This window comes from Brevundimonas sp. UBA7534, assembly GCF_002479325.1.
Lineage (GTDB): Bacteria > Pseudomonadota > Alphaproteobacteria > Caulobacterales > Caulobacteraceae > Brevundimonas.
Genome location: NZ_DLMO01000099.1, coordinates 12,479 through 27,599 on the forward strand (window position 1 = coordinate 12,479; position 15,121 = coordinate 27,599).

A 15,121-nucleotide genomic window follows, 5' to 3' on the forward strand; every position below is an offset into this window, starting at 1 on the left:
GAAATGCGCTCAAGCAGCCCAACGGGCGATAGCGCAAAGGGAAAACCCTACGATCCACAGGCTGCGGACTTTGTCCGCGGCCTTTTTCGTGTTCGCGGTTGAGCCGCGCGGTCCGGCATGGTTAGCGTCCGCGCCTGATTTCTGGAGTTTTCCCATCATGGCCGACGACGCCGCCTTCGACGCCTCGCCCGACGTCCTGACCGCCACGGCCCAAGGCCGTCTCCGCACCATCATCGAGCGCCTGGAGCGGCTCGAGGAGGACAAGCAGGCCGTCATGACCGACATGAAGGAGGTCTTCGCCGAGGCCAAGGGCGAGGGCTACGACGTCAAGGTCCTGCGCAAGGTCATCCGCATCAGGAAGCAGGACAAGGCCAAGCGCCAGGAGGAAGAGGCCATCCTGGACCTCTACCTGTCGGCGCTCGGCGAGGTCTGAGGCGACAGGGCTTGAAGCGCACGCCCTTCAAGCCAGGCGCAGGACTTTCGCGCTCAAGCGCGAAAAGACCGCGCTCAAGCAGCCCGAAGGGCGGTAGCGCGCCCAAGGACAAGCTGCCGAGCCCTTGGGATCAGCAGCGCGAAGCCGCCAAACGCGCCGCGCTCAACGCCCTGAAACGCGCCCGCCGCTCGGCAGAGAAGGCGGGCGTTTCGCTGTCCGAATGGGAGGGCGAATTCCTCGAGTCCGTCTCCGACCGCGTCAGCACCCACGGCCGCGCCTTCGCCGATCCCGAAAAGGGCGCGCCGGGTCAGGCCCTGTCGGCCATGCAGGGCCGCAAGCTCAAGGAAATCACCGCCAAGGCCAAGGGTGAGGAGCCGAAGCGACGGTGGGGGCGGAAGAAGGACGACTGACCGTCTCCTCCCCATTCAATGGGGAGGGGGACCGCGAAGCGGTGGAGGGGCTCTTAAAGCCGCAAGGGCGTCACCGATGGGGAAAAAACCCCTCCGTCACGGCGCTGAAGAAGCGCCGCGCCACCTCCCCCTCGCTGCGCGTCAGGGAGGATACGGAAAGCCTCACCCCGCCTCCTTCAGCTGACCCTCCAGCCCCTGTTCGCGCACCTTGCGATAGAGGGTGGATCGCCCGATCCCCAGGCGACGCGCGATCTCGCTCATGTGGCCGGAATAGACCTCGATGGCGTGCTGGATCAGATCGCGCTCGATGTCGTCCAGGGTGCGCAGGTGGCCCCGGTCGTCCAGGATGCGGATCGGCTGGTCGGGCAGGGGCGGCAGGTCGCCATAGGCCGTCGCGGGCGCTACGGGCTGGGCGTGAGGCTGGACCGCAGGCATGGGCGCGGCCACGCCCGAGATGGCGGGAAAGTCGTGCGGCTGCAGGAAGGGCGCGTCGGCCAGGACGATGGCGCGGAACACCGCATTCTCCAGTTGGCGCACATTGCCGGGCCAGTCGTGGGCCTGCAGCAGGGCCATCGTCTCGGGCGCGCAGCCGGCGATGCGCTTGCCCTCCTCGGCGTTGAAGCGGGCGATGAAGTGCTCGACCAGGGCGGGGATGTCCTCGCGCCGGTCGCGCAGCGACGGAGCCTCGATCGGAAAGACGTTCAGGCGATAGAACAGGTCTTCGCGGAACGCGCCGTCCCTGACCTGCTGGTCCGGGTCGCGATTGGTGGCCGAGACGATGCGCACGTCGATCTTCACCGGCCGCTTGCCGCCGACGGGGTCGATCTCGCCCTCCTGCAGCGCGCGCAGCAGCTTGACCTGCAGGTCAAGCGGCAGTTCGCCGATTTCGTCCAGGAACAGGGTGCCGCCGTCCGCCTCGCGGAACTTGCCCAGCGTCTTCTCCACCGCCCCGGTGAAGGCGCCCTTCTCGTGTCCGAACAGGATGGATTCCGCCAGGTTGGCGGGCAAGGCGCCGCAGTTGACCGCCACGAAGGGCTTGCCGGCCCGGTCGCTGGCGCCGTGCAGGGCGCGGGCGATGACCTCCTTGCCGACGCCGCTCTCGCCGGTGATCAGCACGGGGATGGACGACTTGGCCGCCCGCGCGCCCAGCGCCTTGACCAGCCGCATCGGCGCGCTGTCGCCCACGATGTCGTCGAAGCTGGCGCGGCCTTGCGCCTTCTTGGTCAGTCGCCCGACCTCGGCGCTCAGCTGGGTCAGCTGCAAGGCGTTCGACACCCCGATCAGCAGCCGCTCGGGACTGACCGGCTTGACGAAGAAGTCCTGGGCCCCCGCCTGCATGGCCTTGACCACCGCCTCCACGCCCGCATTGGCGGTCAGCACGATCACCGGCGTGGTCACGCCCGCGCTGCGCAGTTCGGCCAGGCATTCCATGCCCGACATCTCCGGCATCACCATGTCCAGCAGCACCACGTCGGCGCTTCCGCCGCGCGTCATACGGTCGATGGCCTCGCCCCCGCCCGAGGCGTGCACGACCGCATAGCCGTCGCGTTCCAGCACCGCCTGGATCAGGCGGCGCTGGGTCGGATCGTCGTCGACGACCAGAACGGTCTTGGCCATGGAAACCTCGTCATCACCGGCGGCCGGCCTCGAAAGGGCTGGCTCGTTTCGGGACGATTCCTAGGCCGACGGGGTGAAAATCGGGTTGTGCGGCGTGGTGAGCAGGGGATTAACGGACATCGCAGTCGATCTGGGGCTGGGCCTGCAGGCGCCGCCCGCCGACGACCAGATCGGGCAGGGCGGCCGGCGCCGTGGCGACGCCCCGCGCCAGCGCCTGGGCCAGGCTGTCGGACTTGGCCGAGGGGCACCCCGCGCCATAGCGCCCCGCCACGCGCCAGTCGCCGCCTGGATCCCGCGCCAGCGCCAGCACGACGAAAGGCGCCGCGACCAGCGCCTCATCGCGTCCGTCGCCATCCAGATCGATGGGCCGCACCGTGCAGCCTTCCTGCCCTCCGCACAGGTTCAGCACATCGGCCAGGCTGTCGATCTGCGCCGTCAGCTCGGCCGGCACGGTCTGGCCCGGCGCGGGGTGCAGCCGGACCCGTTCGGCGCGACGGCGCCGCTCGGCCGGGTCGCTGTAATCCCGGGCGTCGCGCTGCCGCGCCGCCTTGGCCAACCGTGCGACCTCGGCGTCATCTGATCGCGCCAGCCGGTCCAGCGCCGCGCGCCCCGCCCTGCCGCTGTCGAAACGCAGGAAGTCGTAGTCGAAGTCGTCGGTCTTCACCGCGCCGCGCTCCAGCCGCGCGACCTGATCGGCGACGGCCAGACGCGCCGGGTCCAGCACCGGACTGAACAGCGCCAGGATCAGCCCGACCGACAGCACGGCGGCGGCGAAGTTCGTCCGCTCCAGCGGCCGCATCCACTCGCCCCGCCGCACGGCCGCCAGCAGATAGCCGGCCGCATAGACCGCCCCGACCGCGGCGCAGGCCAGGGCGATGATCCGATCCGGCGTCAGCCCGTGCTGCCCGATTCGCAGCATCAGCCCCCAGAAGGCCAGGCCCACCAGGGGGACCAGCAACACGCCGCCGGCCCGGACGGTCCAGCACAGCGCCGTCGGCGGCCGGTTGTCGGGCCGCCCGTCCTGATAGGCCGTGTTGATCAGCACGATCAGCGCCCCCGCCGCCGACAGCACCAGGGCCGTCGCGCTGCGCGTGCCCCACAACCCCTCCAGCCCAGTGAAGGGCAGGGCGGCCAGGAAGCCGGCGGTCAGCACCACCATCACCGGCGTCAGCCACGACAGCAGCATCAGCGCGACCGTCCGCACGCCCCGGATCAGCCCGTCGCGCACGTCGGTCAGCTGCACCGCCGTGGCGAAGGCCAGGCACAGCACCGGCATGGCGAACCACGCCTGGCCCAGCAGGTCGCCCAGGGCGTCGATCCCGATCACTTTGAACAGGGCGGCGCCCAGGTGCAGCACCAGCCAGAAGGCGCCGGTGAAGGCCAGCGACATCGCCAGCTGAACGCCGGCCTTCCAGGCGATGTCGAAATAGTCGGCGTAGGGCGCGATCCAGCGCCCGGCCCGCACCGCCGGCACGATCAGATGGTGGGCGATGAACAGCGCCGCCGCCCCGAACGCCATCGTCGGAAAGCTCAGGAACGGCGGCTGAACCCAGCTTTCCAGCACCCGCCGGTTCACGTCGTGCCAGCCCAGCAGGGCCAGAACCACCGCCGCCGCCGCCGTCCAGATCGCCAGGGTCCGGGGCGAAAGCCGCCCGACGCCCGCCAGAACCACCACCGGCGCATAGCCGGCCGCCAGCGCCAGGGCGCCGAACGTCGCCGGCTGGGTGCGCGGCCACAGGCCATGCTCGCCCGCGAAATACAGCGCATAGAGCGCCACGCCCTGGATCAGGCCGGTGATCAGGCGCGCGGCGAACAGCCGCCGCTCGCCCCCCAGGCCGCTGCGTCCGGTGTCGTGGGTCAGGTCCATCCGCCTCTCCTTTGCGACAGGCTGGCACAACGAAACCGTCGCGCGAAGGCCTCTCGCGGTTGCGAGGCCGGCCGAAGGTCCCCACAACAGGGGCCATGAACGCCCCCTTCAAGACCCCCGACACCGAAGCCCCCCTGTGGGACCTGTCAGACCTCTACGGCTCGCGCGACGACGCTCGCCTCGCCGCGGACATGACCCAGGCGCGCGCCCTGGTCGACGAGTTGAACGGGCTGCAGGGGCGTCTGGCGGGCGAGCGGACCGATCCGGCGGCGCTGGGCGCGACGCTGGACCGGGCGATCACCCTGTACGAACAGGCGTCGGACCGGCTGGGGGCGCTGGGCGCCTACGCCTTCCTGGCCGCCTCCACCGCGCGCGACGACGCGGGCGCGCAGGGGTTCGAGGCGGACGTGCGCGAAAAGATCACGGCCATCGCCACCCCCACCGTCTGGCTGACGCTGGAGATCAACCAGATCGACGACGACCAGCTCGAAGCGGCCCTGGCGGCCAATGGAGCCGCCGCGCGCTGGCGGCCCTGGCTGCGCCGGGTGCGGACGATGAAGCCGCACGAGCTGTCGGCGGAGCTGGAGACCTTCATCGCCGAACGCGGCCCCATCACCGCCCAATGGCCGCGCCTGTTCGACGAGCAACTGGCCGCCCTGCGCGCCAAAGCCGGAACCGAGACCCTGACCCTGGCCGAGGCGCTGAACCGGCTGTCGGACGCCAAGCCCGCCCGGCGCAAGGCCGCGGCCGAGGGCCTGTCCGAGGCGCTGGCGGCCCGCGCCCCGACCATCGCCCTGGTGCTGAACACCGTCGCCGCCGACAAGGCGATGGAGGACCGCTGGCGCGGCTTCAAACGCCCGGCCGACAGCCGCCACCTGGCCAATGAGGTGGACGGCGAGGCGGTCGACGCGATGGCCGAGGCGGTCGCCCAGGCCTATCCGCGCCTGTCGCACCGCTATTACGCGCTGAAGGCGAAGGCGATGGGCAAGACGCGGCTGGACCACTGGGACCGCAACGCCCCGATCGGAACCGCCGCCCCGCGCGCCTTCACCTGGAGCCAGGGGCGCGAGATCGTGCTGGACAGTTTCTCCGACCTGGGCGGCGACTTCGCCCAGCGCGCCGGCCGCTTCTTCGACCAGCCGTGGATCGACGGCCGCGCCCGACCGGGCAAACAGTCCGGCGCCTACGCCCACCCCGTCACCGCCGACCGCCACCCCTATGTATTCCTGAACTGGATGGGGGAGCGGCGCGACGTCCTGACCCTGGCGCACGAACTGGGTCACGGCGTGCACCAGACCCTGGCCGCCGAACAGGGCACCCTGCTGGCCGACACCCCCCTGACCCTGGCCGAGACCGCCTCCATCTTCGCCGAGGGCCTGACGTTCGACCGGCTGCTGGCCACCGCGTCCAAGGCCGAGCAGCGCGCCCTGCTGGCCGGCCGCATCGAGGACGGGCTGAACACCGTGGTGCGCCAGATCGCCTTCCACCGCTTCGAGACCCGCTTCCACGACGAGCGCCAGAAGGGCGAAGTGCCGCAACAGCGGATCAACGAGCTGTGGCTGGAAGAGATGGGCGCCTCGCTGGGCCCCGCCGTGACGCTGAACCCCGGCTATGAGCACTGGTGGAGCTATGTCAGCCACTTCGTGCACTCGCCGTTCTACGTGTACGCCTACGCCTTCGGCGATCTGCTGGTCGCGGCCCTGATGGAGGCGCGCCGCGCCGATCCGGCGGGGTTCACGCCGCTGTATCGCGACCTGCTGGCCGGCGGCGGAACCCGCACCTACGTCGAGGCCCTGAAGCCCTTCGATCTGAACCCCCGCGATCCCGCCTTCTGGAGCGTGGGCTGCCGGCGTCTGGAGCGGTTGGTGGATCAGTTCGAACAGTTGGGGTGACTCCTCTTGCCCTCGGTCATCCTCGGGTCACGCCCGAGGATGACGGGTGAACCGCCGATCAAGGACCGCGACGGGCACTTGAGCGTCGCGCCCGCCCCGCTATAAGTCCGCCTAGAACGACTGGGGAATCTCATGGCCGAGCCGCACAATCCCGCCACCGCCGACGCCGACGCCGACGCCAAGGCCTACGTCCACGGCGAAATGGCCATCAACGAGCAGACCTCGACCTTCGACCTGTTCATGGCGATGACCAAGTGGGGTTCGCTGGGCGTGGCCGTGCTGTTGGTCTTCCTGGTCATGTGGTTCCATCCGGGCGGCAGCTTCATCGCCGGCCTGATCGGCGCCGGCGTGCTGGCGGTCGTCGGCGGGTTCGCCCTGAAGTCCAAGCCCCAGAGCCACTGAACCTTCCCAATTCCGGGAAAAATCACCTGTGAATTCCGGTCTCTGATCCCTCGGCGATGCGATCGGTGCGCCTGAGCCGGGGCGTCTGCTAGGTTCCGGTCGGCCGCGCGTCGCCGCGGTTCGGGGACGGGGACAGCGATCGGGATTTCGCACTATTCAGACTATTCAGACGGTGTTTTTCCGGGCGACGGGTCCGGCGCCGACGCTCGCGCTTTGACCTGCCGCCTCCGACGGGCCTAACCTCGTTCTGAAAGAAGAACGAGGGGGATTCGCTTGGCTGTCGCTGTCGCCGTCACCCGCGAACGTCGCGAGGGAGAAACACGCTGCGCCGTCACGCCCGAGACGGTGAAGAAGCTGATCGCCCTGGGCGCGACCGTGGCGGTCGAGGCCGGGACCGGCCTGGGCTCCTCCATTCCCGACGCGGACTACACGGCCGCCGGCGCGACGGTGAAGCCGGACACGCGCGCCGTGCTGGACGGCGCCGACATCGTGCTCAAGGTCCGCGGCCCCACGGCCCAGGAGACCAGTGCCCTGAAGCCGGGCGCCGTGGTGATCTCCATGCTCGACGCCTACCGCGACAAGGCGACCGTCGAGGCCCTGCGCGGCGCCGGCGCCACCGCCTTCGCCATGGAGTTCGTGCCCCGCATCACCCGCGCCCAGGTCATGGACGTGCTCTCGTCCCAGGCCAATCTGGCCGGCTACCGGGCGGTGATCGAGGCGGCCTACGCCTACGGCAAGGGCTTTCCCATGATGATGACGGCGGCCGGCACCGTGGCCGCGGCAAAGGTCTTCGTCATGGGCGTGGGCGTCGCGGGCCTCCAGGCCATCGCCACCGCGCGCCGCCTGGGCGCGGTCGTCACCGCCACCGACGTCCGCCCCGCCACCAAGGAGCAGGTGGAATCGCTCGGCGCCAAGTTCCTGGCCGTCGAGGACGAGGAGTTCAGGAACGCCCAGACGGCCGGCGGCTACGCCAAGGAGATGTCGGACGACTACAAGGCCAAGCAGGCCGAGCTGACCGCCAGCCACATCGTCAAACAGGACGTGGTCATCACCACCGCCCTGATCCCCGGCCGCCCGGCGCCGACGCTGCTGACCGCCGCCCACGTCGCCTCGATGAAGCCCGGCTCGGTCATCGTCGACCTGGCGGTAGAGGCGGGCGGCAATGTCGAAGGGTCGAAGCTGAACGAGGTCGTCACGACCCCGAACGGCGTCACCATCGTCGGCTGGGCCAACCTGCCCGGCCGCATCGCCGCCGACGCCAGCGCCCTCTACGCCCGCAACCTGACCGCCTTCCTGGGCCTTTTGATCAAGGACGGCGCGCTGGCGGTGGACCTGGAAGACGAGATCCTGAAAGCCGCTGTCGTCACGCACGGCGGAGCCGTGGTGCATGAGGGGGTGAAGGGATGATCAAGGATCTGGGGCTGTTTTCTTGGCGCATAGGGCTGATCCTCGTGTTCGGGATACCGGCCCTGTATATCGCGACCGCCGTGACGACCGCGTTGATCCGCGAAGCGGACAGCCCGATTTATCAGGTCATTATGGCCGCCCAGATGCTTCTGCCCTACCTCTTCATCTCCATGGGCGTCGGTTGCGCTCTGTGCCTTCTGGTTCGGATCGAGATGCACTTGCGCGCCCTTCGCTCTGCGCCCGTGTCAGAAGCCGCCAGCAAACCTCAGGGGTGAGCAGTCTATGGAACACGTCGATCCCACCGTCTTCCGCCTGGCCATCTTCGTGCTGGCCATCTTCGTCGGCTATTATGTCGTCTGGAGCGTGACGCCGGCGCTGCACACGCCGCTGATGGCCGTGACCAACGCCATTTCCAGCGTCATCATCGTCGGCGGCCTGATCGCGGCGGCGGCCGTGTCGGGTGATGCGACGGGCCCCGGCGCCTGGGTCGCCAAGAGCGCCGGGGTCGCGGCCGTGACCCTGGCCAGCGTCAACATCTTCGGCGGCTTCATGGTCACCCGGCGGATGCTGGCCATGTATAGGAAGAAGGAGCGACCTGCCAAATGACCGACGCCGCCCATGTCGCCATCGTCGCTTCGTGGGTCGCCACGGCCGTCGGGATCGGCCTGTGGCTGTGGAGCTGGTTCGGGACCAAGGTTCCGCTGCAGCGGCAGCGGCTTCACGACTGCGGCATCGTTCTGGTCTTTTCGGCCATTCTGGTGCGGGTGGTGATGCAGGCGCGGCCGCTGGGCGTGTTCGAATGGGCGCTGATGTTCATCGGCCCGCTGTTCATCGCCGCCGCCCTGTGGCGGCTGGCTCGGACGCAATGAGACTTTCGGGGGAGGACGGACGATGAACGCATCGCTGGCCGCGTTGGCCTATCTGGTTTCGGGTGTGCTGTTCATCCTGTCGCTGCGCGGGCTCTCCAGCCCGGAGACCAGCCGTCGGGGCAACACCTTCGGCATGGTTGGCATGGCGCTGGCGATCGCCGTCACCCTGCTGACGTTGGGGACGACCGGCGCGCTGGACGCCGTGACCCTGGCGCTGATCGCGGGCGGGGTGATCGTTGGCGGCGGTGCGGGCGCGCTGATCGCGCGCAAGGTCGCCATGACCGACATGCCGCAGCTGGTCGCCGCCTTCCACAGCCTGGTCGGCCTGGCCGCCTGTCTGGTGGCCATCGGGGCCGTCTATGCGCCGGGCGCCTTCGGCATCCTCTCGGCCGACGGGGCCGGCATCAAGACCCTGTCGATCATCGAGCTGAGCCTGGGCGTCGCCATCGGGGCCATCACCTTCACCGGGTCGGTGATCGCCTTCGCCAAGCTGAACGGCAACATGTCGGGCGCGCCGATCCTGCTGCCGGCGCGCCACCTGATCAACATCGCCCTGGGCCTGGCGCTGGTGCTGCTGATCGGCGTCATGATCGGGTCCGGCGGGACCGCCACCTGGGCCTTCTGGGGCGTCTTCGTTCTCAGCCTGATTCTGGGCGCGACGCTGATCATCCCCATCGGCGGCGCCGACATGCCGGTGGTGGTGTCGATGCTGAACTCCTACTCCGGCTGGGCCGCGGCCGCCCTGGGCTTCACGCTCGAAAACATCGCCCTGATCATCACCGGCGCCTTGGTCGGGTCGTCCGGCGCCATCCTCAGCTACATCATGTGCAAGGGGATGAACCGCAGCTTTATCAGCGTCATCCTGGGCGGCTTCGGCGGCGATGTCGCCGCCGGCGCGGGCGGCGCCAAGGAGGCGCGGCCCGTCAAGCAGGGCTCGGCCGAGGATGCGGCCTTCATCATGAAGAACGCGTCCAAGGTCATCATCGTCCCCGGCTACGGCATGGCGGTGGCCCAGGCCCAGCATGCGCTGCGCGAGATGGCCGACAAGCTGAAGGAGGAGGGGGTCGAGGTGAAATACGCCATCCACCCCGTCGCCGGCCGCATGCCGGGCCACATGAACGTCCTGCTGGCCGAGGCCAACGTCCCCTATGACGAGGTGTTCGAGCTGGAGGACATCAACTCGGAATTCTCCACCGCCGACGTCGCCTTCGTCATCGGCGCCAACGACGTCACCAACCCCGCCGCCAAGACCGACCCGCAATCGCCCATCTTCGGCATGCCGGTGCTGGACGTGGAGAAGGCCAGCACAGTGCTGTTCATCAAGCGCGGCATGGGCTCGGGCTACGCCGGGGTCGAGAACGAGCTCTTCTTCCGCGACAACACCATGATGCTGTTCGCCGACGCCAAGAAGATGGTCGAGGGGATCGTGAAGGGGCTGTAGCCATGGCCGCCGAACCCAAGACACGGCCGACGGACGCCTCGGTCCCGGATTTCATTGCCGCTGTCGAGAATCCGACCCGGCGAGCGGACGCCGACTCGATCTGCGCCATGATGGGCGAAGCGACCGCCGAGCCCCCGGTGCTGTGGGGCGCGTCGATCATCGGCTTCGGCAGCTACCGCAGCCCTACCGGCGACTGGCCCCTGGTGGGCTTTTCGCCGCGCAAGGCCAATCTTGTCCTTTACGTGATGCCGGGCTTCGAGGGGCAGTCTGACCTTCTGGCGCGTCTGGGCAAGCACAAGACGGGCAGTTCCTGCCTTTACCTCAACCGGTTGGCCGATATCGACCGGGCGGTTCTGCGCCAGATCATCGACCGCTCAGTCGCCTCAATGCGCACCCGGTACGGCGGTTAGGCCCGAACAAGAAGAGGCCCGCCCGACATGGGGGTCGGGCGGGCGGCTCCGCCGACCCTCGCGGGGTCGGTGGCGGGTCGCGAGGGCGACGGCGGAGTGTCGGTGGGAGGGCCTTAGCCTTCCAGATTCTGGCCTTCGTCAGGCTCGGGCGCGCCCAGCATGTCGTCGGCGATCTTGTTGGTCGACTGGCGCACCGCCTTCTCGATCTGGTCGGCGATGTCGGGGTTCTGCTTCAGAAACTCGCGCACATTCTCGCGGCCCTGGCCGATGCGGGTCGAGTCATAGCTGAACCAACTGCCCGACTTCTCGATGATCCCCGCCTTGACGCCCAGGTCGATGACCTCGCCCAGCTTGGAAATGCCTTCGCCGTACATGATGTCGAAGATGACCTCGCGGAACGGCGGGGCGACCTTGTTCTTGACCACCTTGACGCGGGTGGTGTTGCCGACCACCTCGTCGCGGTTCTTGATCGCGCCGGTGCGGCGGATGTCCAGGCGCACCGAGGCGTAGAACTTCAGCGCATTGCCGCCCGTGGTCGTCTCCGGAGACCCGTACATCACCCCGATCTTGTGGCGGATCTGGTTGATGAACAGGACGATGCACTTGGACTTGGAAATGGAGGCGGTCAGCTTGCGCAACGCCTGGCTCATCAACCGCGCCTGAAGGCCGGGCAGGCTGTCGCCCATCTCGCCTTCGATTTCCGCGCGCGGCGTCAGGGCCGCGACGGAGTCCACGACGACGATGTCCACCGCGCCCGAGCGGACCAGAGTGTCGACGATCTCCAGCGCCTGTTCGCCGGCGTCCGGCTGCGACACCAGAAGGTCGTCCAGATTCACCCCCAGCTTCTGGGCGTAGACCGGGTCCAGTGCGTGCTCGGCGTCGACGAAGGCGGCCACGCCGCCCTTCTTCTGCACCTCGGCCACGGTGTGCAAGGCCAGGGTGGTCTTGCCCGACGATTCCGGGCCGAACACCTCGATCACCCGCCCGACCGGCAGGCCACCGATGCCCAGCGCCATGTCCAGGCCCAGCGAGCCGGTCGAGACGCTTTCGATCTCGGCCACCTGACCGGCCTTGCCCAGCTTCATCACCGAGCCCTTGCCGAAGGCGCGGTCGATCTGGGCGATCGCCGCCTCCAGCGCGCGCTGCTTGTCGCCGTCTTCCTTGCCCACCAATTTCAATGCCGCCTGTGAAGCCATCTTACCCGTCTCCCTTGCCATGATTCCCATCTGAAGCCTGGGAGAGACCCGCCATGGACCCGCCCCCGTTGGTGAAGGGACTATGTGCATGGTTTGTTCTCGTTCACAAGATGTTCTCTCGATCAAAACGAGAACACTTGATCCTAGGCGTCCGTTTCTGTCGTATCCGCGAGCGGCAGACGCAGGCTGAAGGTGAAGCCTTCAGGCGGATAGGCCAGGGCCGCCGAGCCATCCAGGTCCCGATTGACCGCCGCCTCGATCAGCTGGGAGCCGAAGCCGCGTCGGGCGGGGGCCACGACCGTGGGTCCGCCCGTCTCGACCCAGTCGAGCCGCAGGTGGCGGGCGTCCACGGACCAGTCGACGCGCACGCAGCCGTTGGGCGTGGACAGGGCCCCGTACTTGGCGGCGTTGGTCGCCAATTCGTGAAAGGCCAGGCCCAGGCTCAGCGTCTGGCGCGGGTCCAGTCGCACATCCGGACCGCTCAGGCGCACCTGCTCCTCGGCGAAAGGAGACAACTCCTGATCCAGCAGATCGCGGAGCGGGACGCTTTCCCAGCGCCCCGCCGTCAGAAGGTTCTGCGTGTTCGACAGGGCCAACAGACGCGCCTCGAACAGCGGGATGAAGCTGGCCAGGTCGGGCGCGCGCCGTGCGGTCTGACGGGCGATGGACTGGACGGTGGCCAGGCTGTTCTTCACGCGATGGTTCAACTCGTTGATCAGCACGCGCTGCTGGCGCTCGCTGTCGGCCAGGGCGGCGAAGGCCTGGCGCCGGTCCGTGACGTCGGTAATGACCCCCGACATCCGCACGGGACGGCCCGAGCGGCTGCGGATCAATCGGCCGCGCAGGTGTATCCAGCGGCCGACGCCGGGGATGAACCATTCCTGGTCATAGTCATCGTCTCCCGCCACGGCTCGGGCCAGGGCGGCGTGGTGGCGAGGCAGGTCCTCGGGCGAAAGGCGGTCGCCGATCTCGCTGGCGCCCAATCGCGCATCCGGCGCGATGCCCAGAATTTGACGGGCGCGGGCCGAGACCACGGGCGGCCTCAGCGGCAACTGCGCCTCCCAGAAGCCGACCCCGCCCGCGTCTATGGCCGAAAGCACATTCGTCCGCTGATCGAAGACCGAGGCTCCCAGGGCCAGAAACAGGACCGCGACGGATCCGGCCGTCACCGCCACCGCCAGCATCAGAGGGGCGGCCTCGCCCGCGCCCCGGGTCGCCTCCGCCGGAATCAGGACCAGAGCGGCCATGCCGACATGGTGCATGGCCACGATGGCCGCGCCCAGCGCCATAGCCGCCACAAGGCGCCATCGAAGGGTGCGGTCCTCGCGCGCGGCGAACAGCGCGGCGATGGACGCCGCGACCGCGATCAGCACCGAGAGTGCGACCAGCCCCGGACGATAATCCAGCACGGCGGCTGTCCGCATCGCAGCCATGCCGACATAATGCATGGCCGCGATGGCCAGGCCCATGACCGTCCCGGCAATGATCAGACGCACCGCGCCGGCGCGTCGTCGCGCGGCGGTGAGAAAGGCGATGGCCGTGCCCGCCGTCGCCAGCAGGAAGGACGCCAGTGTCAGGCTCACGTCGTAGGCGACCGGGCTGCCGGGATCGAATCCCAGCATGGCGATGAAATGCATCGACCAGATGCTGGCCCCCAGCGTCAAAGCCGCCACCGCCAGCCAACGCAACCGGGCCGAGCCCAGGTGCGTCCGCATCCGGTTGAACAGATCCAGCGCCGTCCAGGCGCCCAAGACAGCGACCGCCAGGGACAGGACGAAGAACAGGCTGACGATCAAGTGGGTATGGTGCAAGCGGAAGGCTCAGTCTGACGTGTCTCAGCCATAACCCGGAAGCGGCGTCGGATCGAAGGCCTTTTCAGGGAATGACGACGGCTTGCGGCGCAGGCGGGGGCTCGGCCGCCCGTCCCGCCAGCGACAGGCCGCAGCCCAGCAGCAGAGCCGCCGCGGCCGTGGCGGCCAGGGTGCGGCGCGCCGACAGAGCGACGGGCGCCAGCGGCCGCGCCAGCATCAGGACCAACAGGGCGATCAGGACCAGTGCGCCAGCCAGGTCCATGCCTACCCCCAGAAAGACGCCGTGCCCCTGGGCCAACAGCCAGCCGCCGACCCCTGCGGTGGCGACCAGGGGCGGCAGAAGCGACCGCCATCCCTCAAGCCGCGCTCCGATCAGGGCCGAGCCCGCGGCCGCCATCGACGCCGCCAGCGCGGTCCAGATCAGAAGGAAGGCCGCCTCGGGCGCCGCGCTTTGCGCGGCCGCGCCGAACACCAGGACCAGCAGGATCAGCCCCAGCCATCCGCCCCACAGGCCGCCGGAACGGTCGTCGGTTGCGACCCGCGGCCAGAAGCTCAGGCCCAAGGACAAAATCCCGGCTCCGACCAGGATCGGATCGAAACCGCCCAGCCCCAGTCCCACGGCGACCGCCGCGACGATCACGCCCGCCGTCACGCGTTTGTCCATGCGCCCCCGGCCGGCCAACACCAGCAAGGCGGCCGCAAGCAGGGCCAGGGCCACGCCTGCTTCCATCCAGGGCAGGCGTCGCAGCAGGGTGTAATAGGTCTCGGGCGAATCGATGCGTCCCCCGATCGGGCCGCCCAGCGCTCGCGTCGCCTGGGCCAACACCACCCCCGTCGCCAGCAGCCACAGGCCGTCCGCCGCGCCGGTCCCGACGTCGCGCCAGCGCAGGTTCCGGGCATGACGCGCGCCCCAAGCCGCGAAACCCGTCAATCCCCCGGCCAGCGCCAACAGCAACCAGCCGGCCTGGGGCGGGTGGCGCAGGACGACCAGGCCGAAGACGTCGGCGTAAACCGTGTTGCGGGTCGCCTGCGGGAGGGCTTCGGCGCGCAGGAAACGGTCGGCCGTCTCCAGCGCCTGCGACCCGATGTGCTGAAGGCTGCCCTGGTCCAGGGCCTCGGGCGTGGATGTCGGCGAATGATACTGCGCCGGTCGGCCGATGAAGGCGAAATTGACCCCGGCCAGCCCCCGCTGCGCGGCCACGGTGAAGTCCGTGCCGTTGGGCATCAGGCGATAGACGAACACCGCCAAAGCGTTGCTGGACGGGCCGCCCGTGGCGTGGCGCGTGGCCTTCGAATACTCCGCGATGGTATAGGCGTTGCCCGCGCCGGTCTCGAACATCATGGCCCGGCCGCCGCCGCCGCGCGC

15 protein-coding genes are annotated in these 15,121 nt (G+C 69.2%); 10 read left to right on the forward strand and 5 right to left on the reverse strand.

Going from position 1 to position 15,121, the window contains the following annotated elements:
* Window positions 1-157 precede the first annotated feature (157 nt).
* On the forward strand, window positions 158-433 hold the full coding sequence (locus tag B2U11_RS07415; protein WP_135063746.1) for a DUF2312 domain-containing protein: 276 nt from the start codon (window positions 158-160) through the stop codon (window positions 431-433).
* An 11-nt stretch (window positions 434-444) separates the two neighbouring features.
* Window positions 445-843, forward strand: a complete 399-nt coding sequence (locus tag B2U11_RS07420) for a hypothetical protein (protein WP_414632947.1) — start codon at window positions 445-447, stop codon at window positions 841-843.
* 162 nt (window positions 844-1,005) lie between these two features.
* Here B2U11_RS07420 and B2U11_RS07425 read toward each other — a convergent pair whose 3' ends face one another.
* Complete coding sequence (locus B2U11_RS07425) at window positions 1,006-2,460, reverse strand: sigma-54-dependent transcriptional regulator (protein ID WP_292070873.1); 1,455 nt, start codon at window positions 2,458-2,460, stop codon at window positions 1,006-1,008.
* A 109-nt stretch (window positions 2,461-2,569) separates the two neighbouring features.
* On the reverse strand, window positions 2,570-4,327 hold the full coding sequence (locus B2U11_RS07430; RefSeq protein WP_292070874.1) for a DUF4153 domain-containing protein: 1,758 nt from the start codon (window positions 4,325-4,327) through the stop codon (window positions 2,570-2,572).
* A 95-nt stretch (window positions 4,328-4,422) separates the two neighbouring features.
* Between B2U11_RS07430 and B2U11_RS07435 the strand changes: the two genes are divergently transcribed.
* The 8 genes from B2U11_RS07435 to B2U11_RS07470 all read left to right on the forward strand — a co-directional run bounded on the left by B2U11_RS07435 (window position 4,423) and on the right by B2U11_RS07470 (window position 10,748).
* Window positions 4,423-6,219 (forward strand): M3 family oligoendopeptidase, encoded by a 1,797-nt coding sequence (locus B2U11_RS07435; RefSeq protein ID WP_292070875.1) that lies wholly within the window; start codon window positions 4,423-4,425, stop codon window positions 6,217-6,219.
* Window positions 6,220-6,351: 132 nt separating this feature from the next.
* Complete coding sequence (locus tag B2U11_RS07440; RefSeq protein WP_292070876.1) at window positions 6,352-6,621, forward strand: aa3-type cytochrome c oxidase subunit IV; 270 nt, start codon at window positions 6,352-6,354, stop codon at window positions 6,619-6,621.
* A gap of 273 nt (window positions 6,622-6,894) precedes the next feature.
* Window positions 6,895-8,028, forward strand: a complete 1,134-nt coding sequence (locus B2U11_RS07445; protein WP_292070877.1) for a Re/Si-specific NAD(P)(+) transhydrogenase subunit alpha — start codon at window positions 6,895-6,897, stop codon at window positions 8,026-8,028.
* On the forward strand, window positions 8,025-8,303 hold the full coding sequence (locus B2U11_RS07450) for a hypothetical protein (protein WP_292070878.1): 279 nt from the start codon (window positions 8,025-8,027) through the stop codon (window positions 8,301-8,303). The genes B2U11_RS07445 and B2U11_RS07450 overlap by 4 nt, the downstream gene beginning before the upstream one ends.
* Before the next feature lie 7 nt (window positions 8,304-8,310).
* Entirely contained in the window at window positions 8,311-8,634 is a 324-nt protein-coding gene (locus tag B2U11_RS07455) for an NAD(P) transhydrogenase subunit alpha (protein ID WP_292070879.1), read from the forward strand.
* A complete protein-coding gene (locus B2U11_RS07460; RefSeq protein ID WP_292070880.1) occupies window positions 8,631-8,897 on the forward strand; it encodes a hypothetical protein in 267 nt (88 codons plus the stop codon). Before B2U11_RS07455 ends, B2U11_RS07460 begins: the two co-directional genes overlap by 4 nt.
* A 22-nt stretch (window positions 8,898-8,919) precedes the next feature.
* A complete protein-coding gene (locus B2U11_RS07465; RefSeq protein WP_292070881.1) occupies window positions 8,920-10,338 on the forward strand; it encodes an NAD(P)(+) transhydrogenase (Re/Si-specific) subunit beta in 1,419 nt (472 codons plus the stop codon).
* Window positions 10,339-10,340: 2 nt separating this feature from the next.
* Entirely contained in the window at window positions 10,341-10,748 is a 408-nt protein-coding gene (locus B2U11_RS07470) for a DUF1801 domain-containing protein (protein ID WP_292070882.1), read from the forward strand.
* A 113-nt stretch (window positions 10,749-10,861) separates the two neighbouring features.
* Here the strand turns inward: B2U11_RS07470 and recA are convergent, their stop codons facing one another.
* The 3 genes from recA to B2U11_RS07485 form a co-directional block, all read right to left on the reverse strand.
* Window positions 10,862-11,944, reverse strand: a complete 1,083-nt coding sequence (recA, locus tag B2U11_RS07475; RefSeq protein WP_292070883.1) for a recombinase RecA — start codon at window positions 11,942-11,944, stop codon at window positions 10,862-10,864.
* A 143-nt stretch (window positions 11,945-12,087) separates the two neighbouring features.
* Entirely contained in the window at window positions 12,088-13,755 is a 1,668-nt protein-coding gene (locus B2U11_RS07480; RefSeq protein ID WP_292070884.1) for an MHYT domain-containing protein, read from the reverse strand.
* 64 nt (window positions 13,756-13,819) lie between these two features.
* Window positions 13,820-15,121, reverse strand: a 1,302-nt coding sequence (locus B2U11_RS07485) for a M28 family peptidase (RefSeq protein WP_292070885.1), incomplete at its 5' end; no start/stop codon positions are given.

Excerpts from the sequence above, each read along its gene's own strand:
- B2U11_RS07415 (WP_135063746.1), top strand. The coding sequence starts at position 158 with ATGGCCGACGACGCCGCCTTCGACGCCTCGCCCGACGTCCTGACCGCC.
- B2U11_RS07425 (WP_292070873.1), bottom strand. The coding sequence starts at position 2,460 with ATGGCCAAGACCGTTCTGGTCGTCGACGACGATCCGACCCAGCGCCGC.
- B2U11_RS07430 (WP_292070874.1), bottom strand. The coding sequence starts at position 4,327 with ATGGACCTGACCCACGACACCGGACGCAGCGGCCTGGGGGGCGAGCGG.
- B2U11_RS07435 (WP_292070875.1), top strand. The coding sequence starts at position 4,423 with ATGAACGCCCCCTTCAAGACCCCCGACACCGAAGCCCCCCTGTGGGAC.
- B2U11_RS07440 (WP_292070876.1), top strand. The coding sequence starts at position 6,352 with ATGGCCGAGCCGCACAATCCCGCCACCGCCGACGCCGACGCCGACGCC.
- B2U11_RS07450 (WP_292070878.1), top strand. The coding sequence starts at position 8,025 with ATGATCAAGGATCTGGGGCTGTTTTCTTGGCGCATAGGGCTGATCCTC.
- B2U11_RS07455 (WP_292070879.1), top strand. The coding sequence starts at position 8,311 with ATGGAACACGTCGATCCCACCGTCTTCCGCCTGGCCATCTTCGTGCTG.
- B2U11_RS07460 (WP_292070880.1), top strand. The coding sequence starts at position 8,631 with ATGACCGACGCCGCCCATGTCGCCATCGTCGCTTCGTGGGTCGCCACG.
- B2U11_RS07465 (WP_292070881.1), top strand. The coding sequence starts at position 8,920 with ATGAACGCATCGCTGGCCGCGTTGGCCTATCTGGTTTCGGGTGTGCTG.
- B2U11_RS07470 (WP_292070882.1), top strand. The coding sequence starts at position 10,341 with ATGGCCGCCGAACCCAAGACACGGCCGACGGACGCCTCGGTCCCGGAT.
- recA (WP_292070883.1), bottom strand. The coding sequence starts at position 11,944 with ATGGCTTCACAGGCGGCATTGAAATTGGTGGGCAAGGAAGACGGCGAC.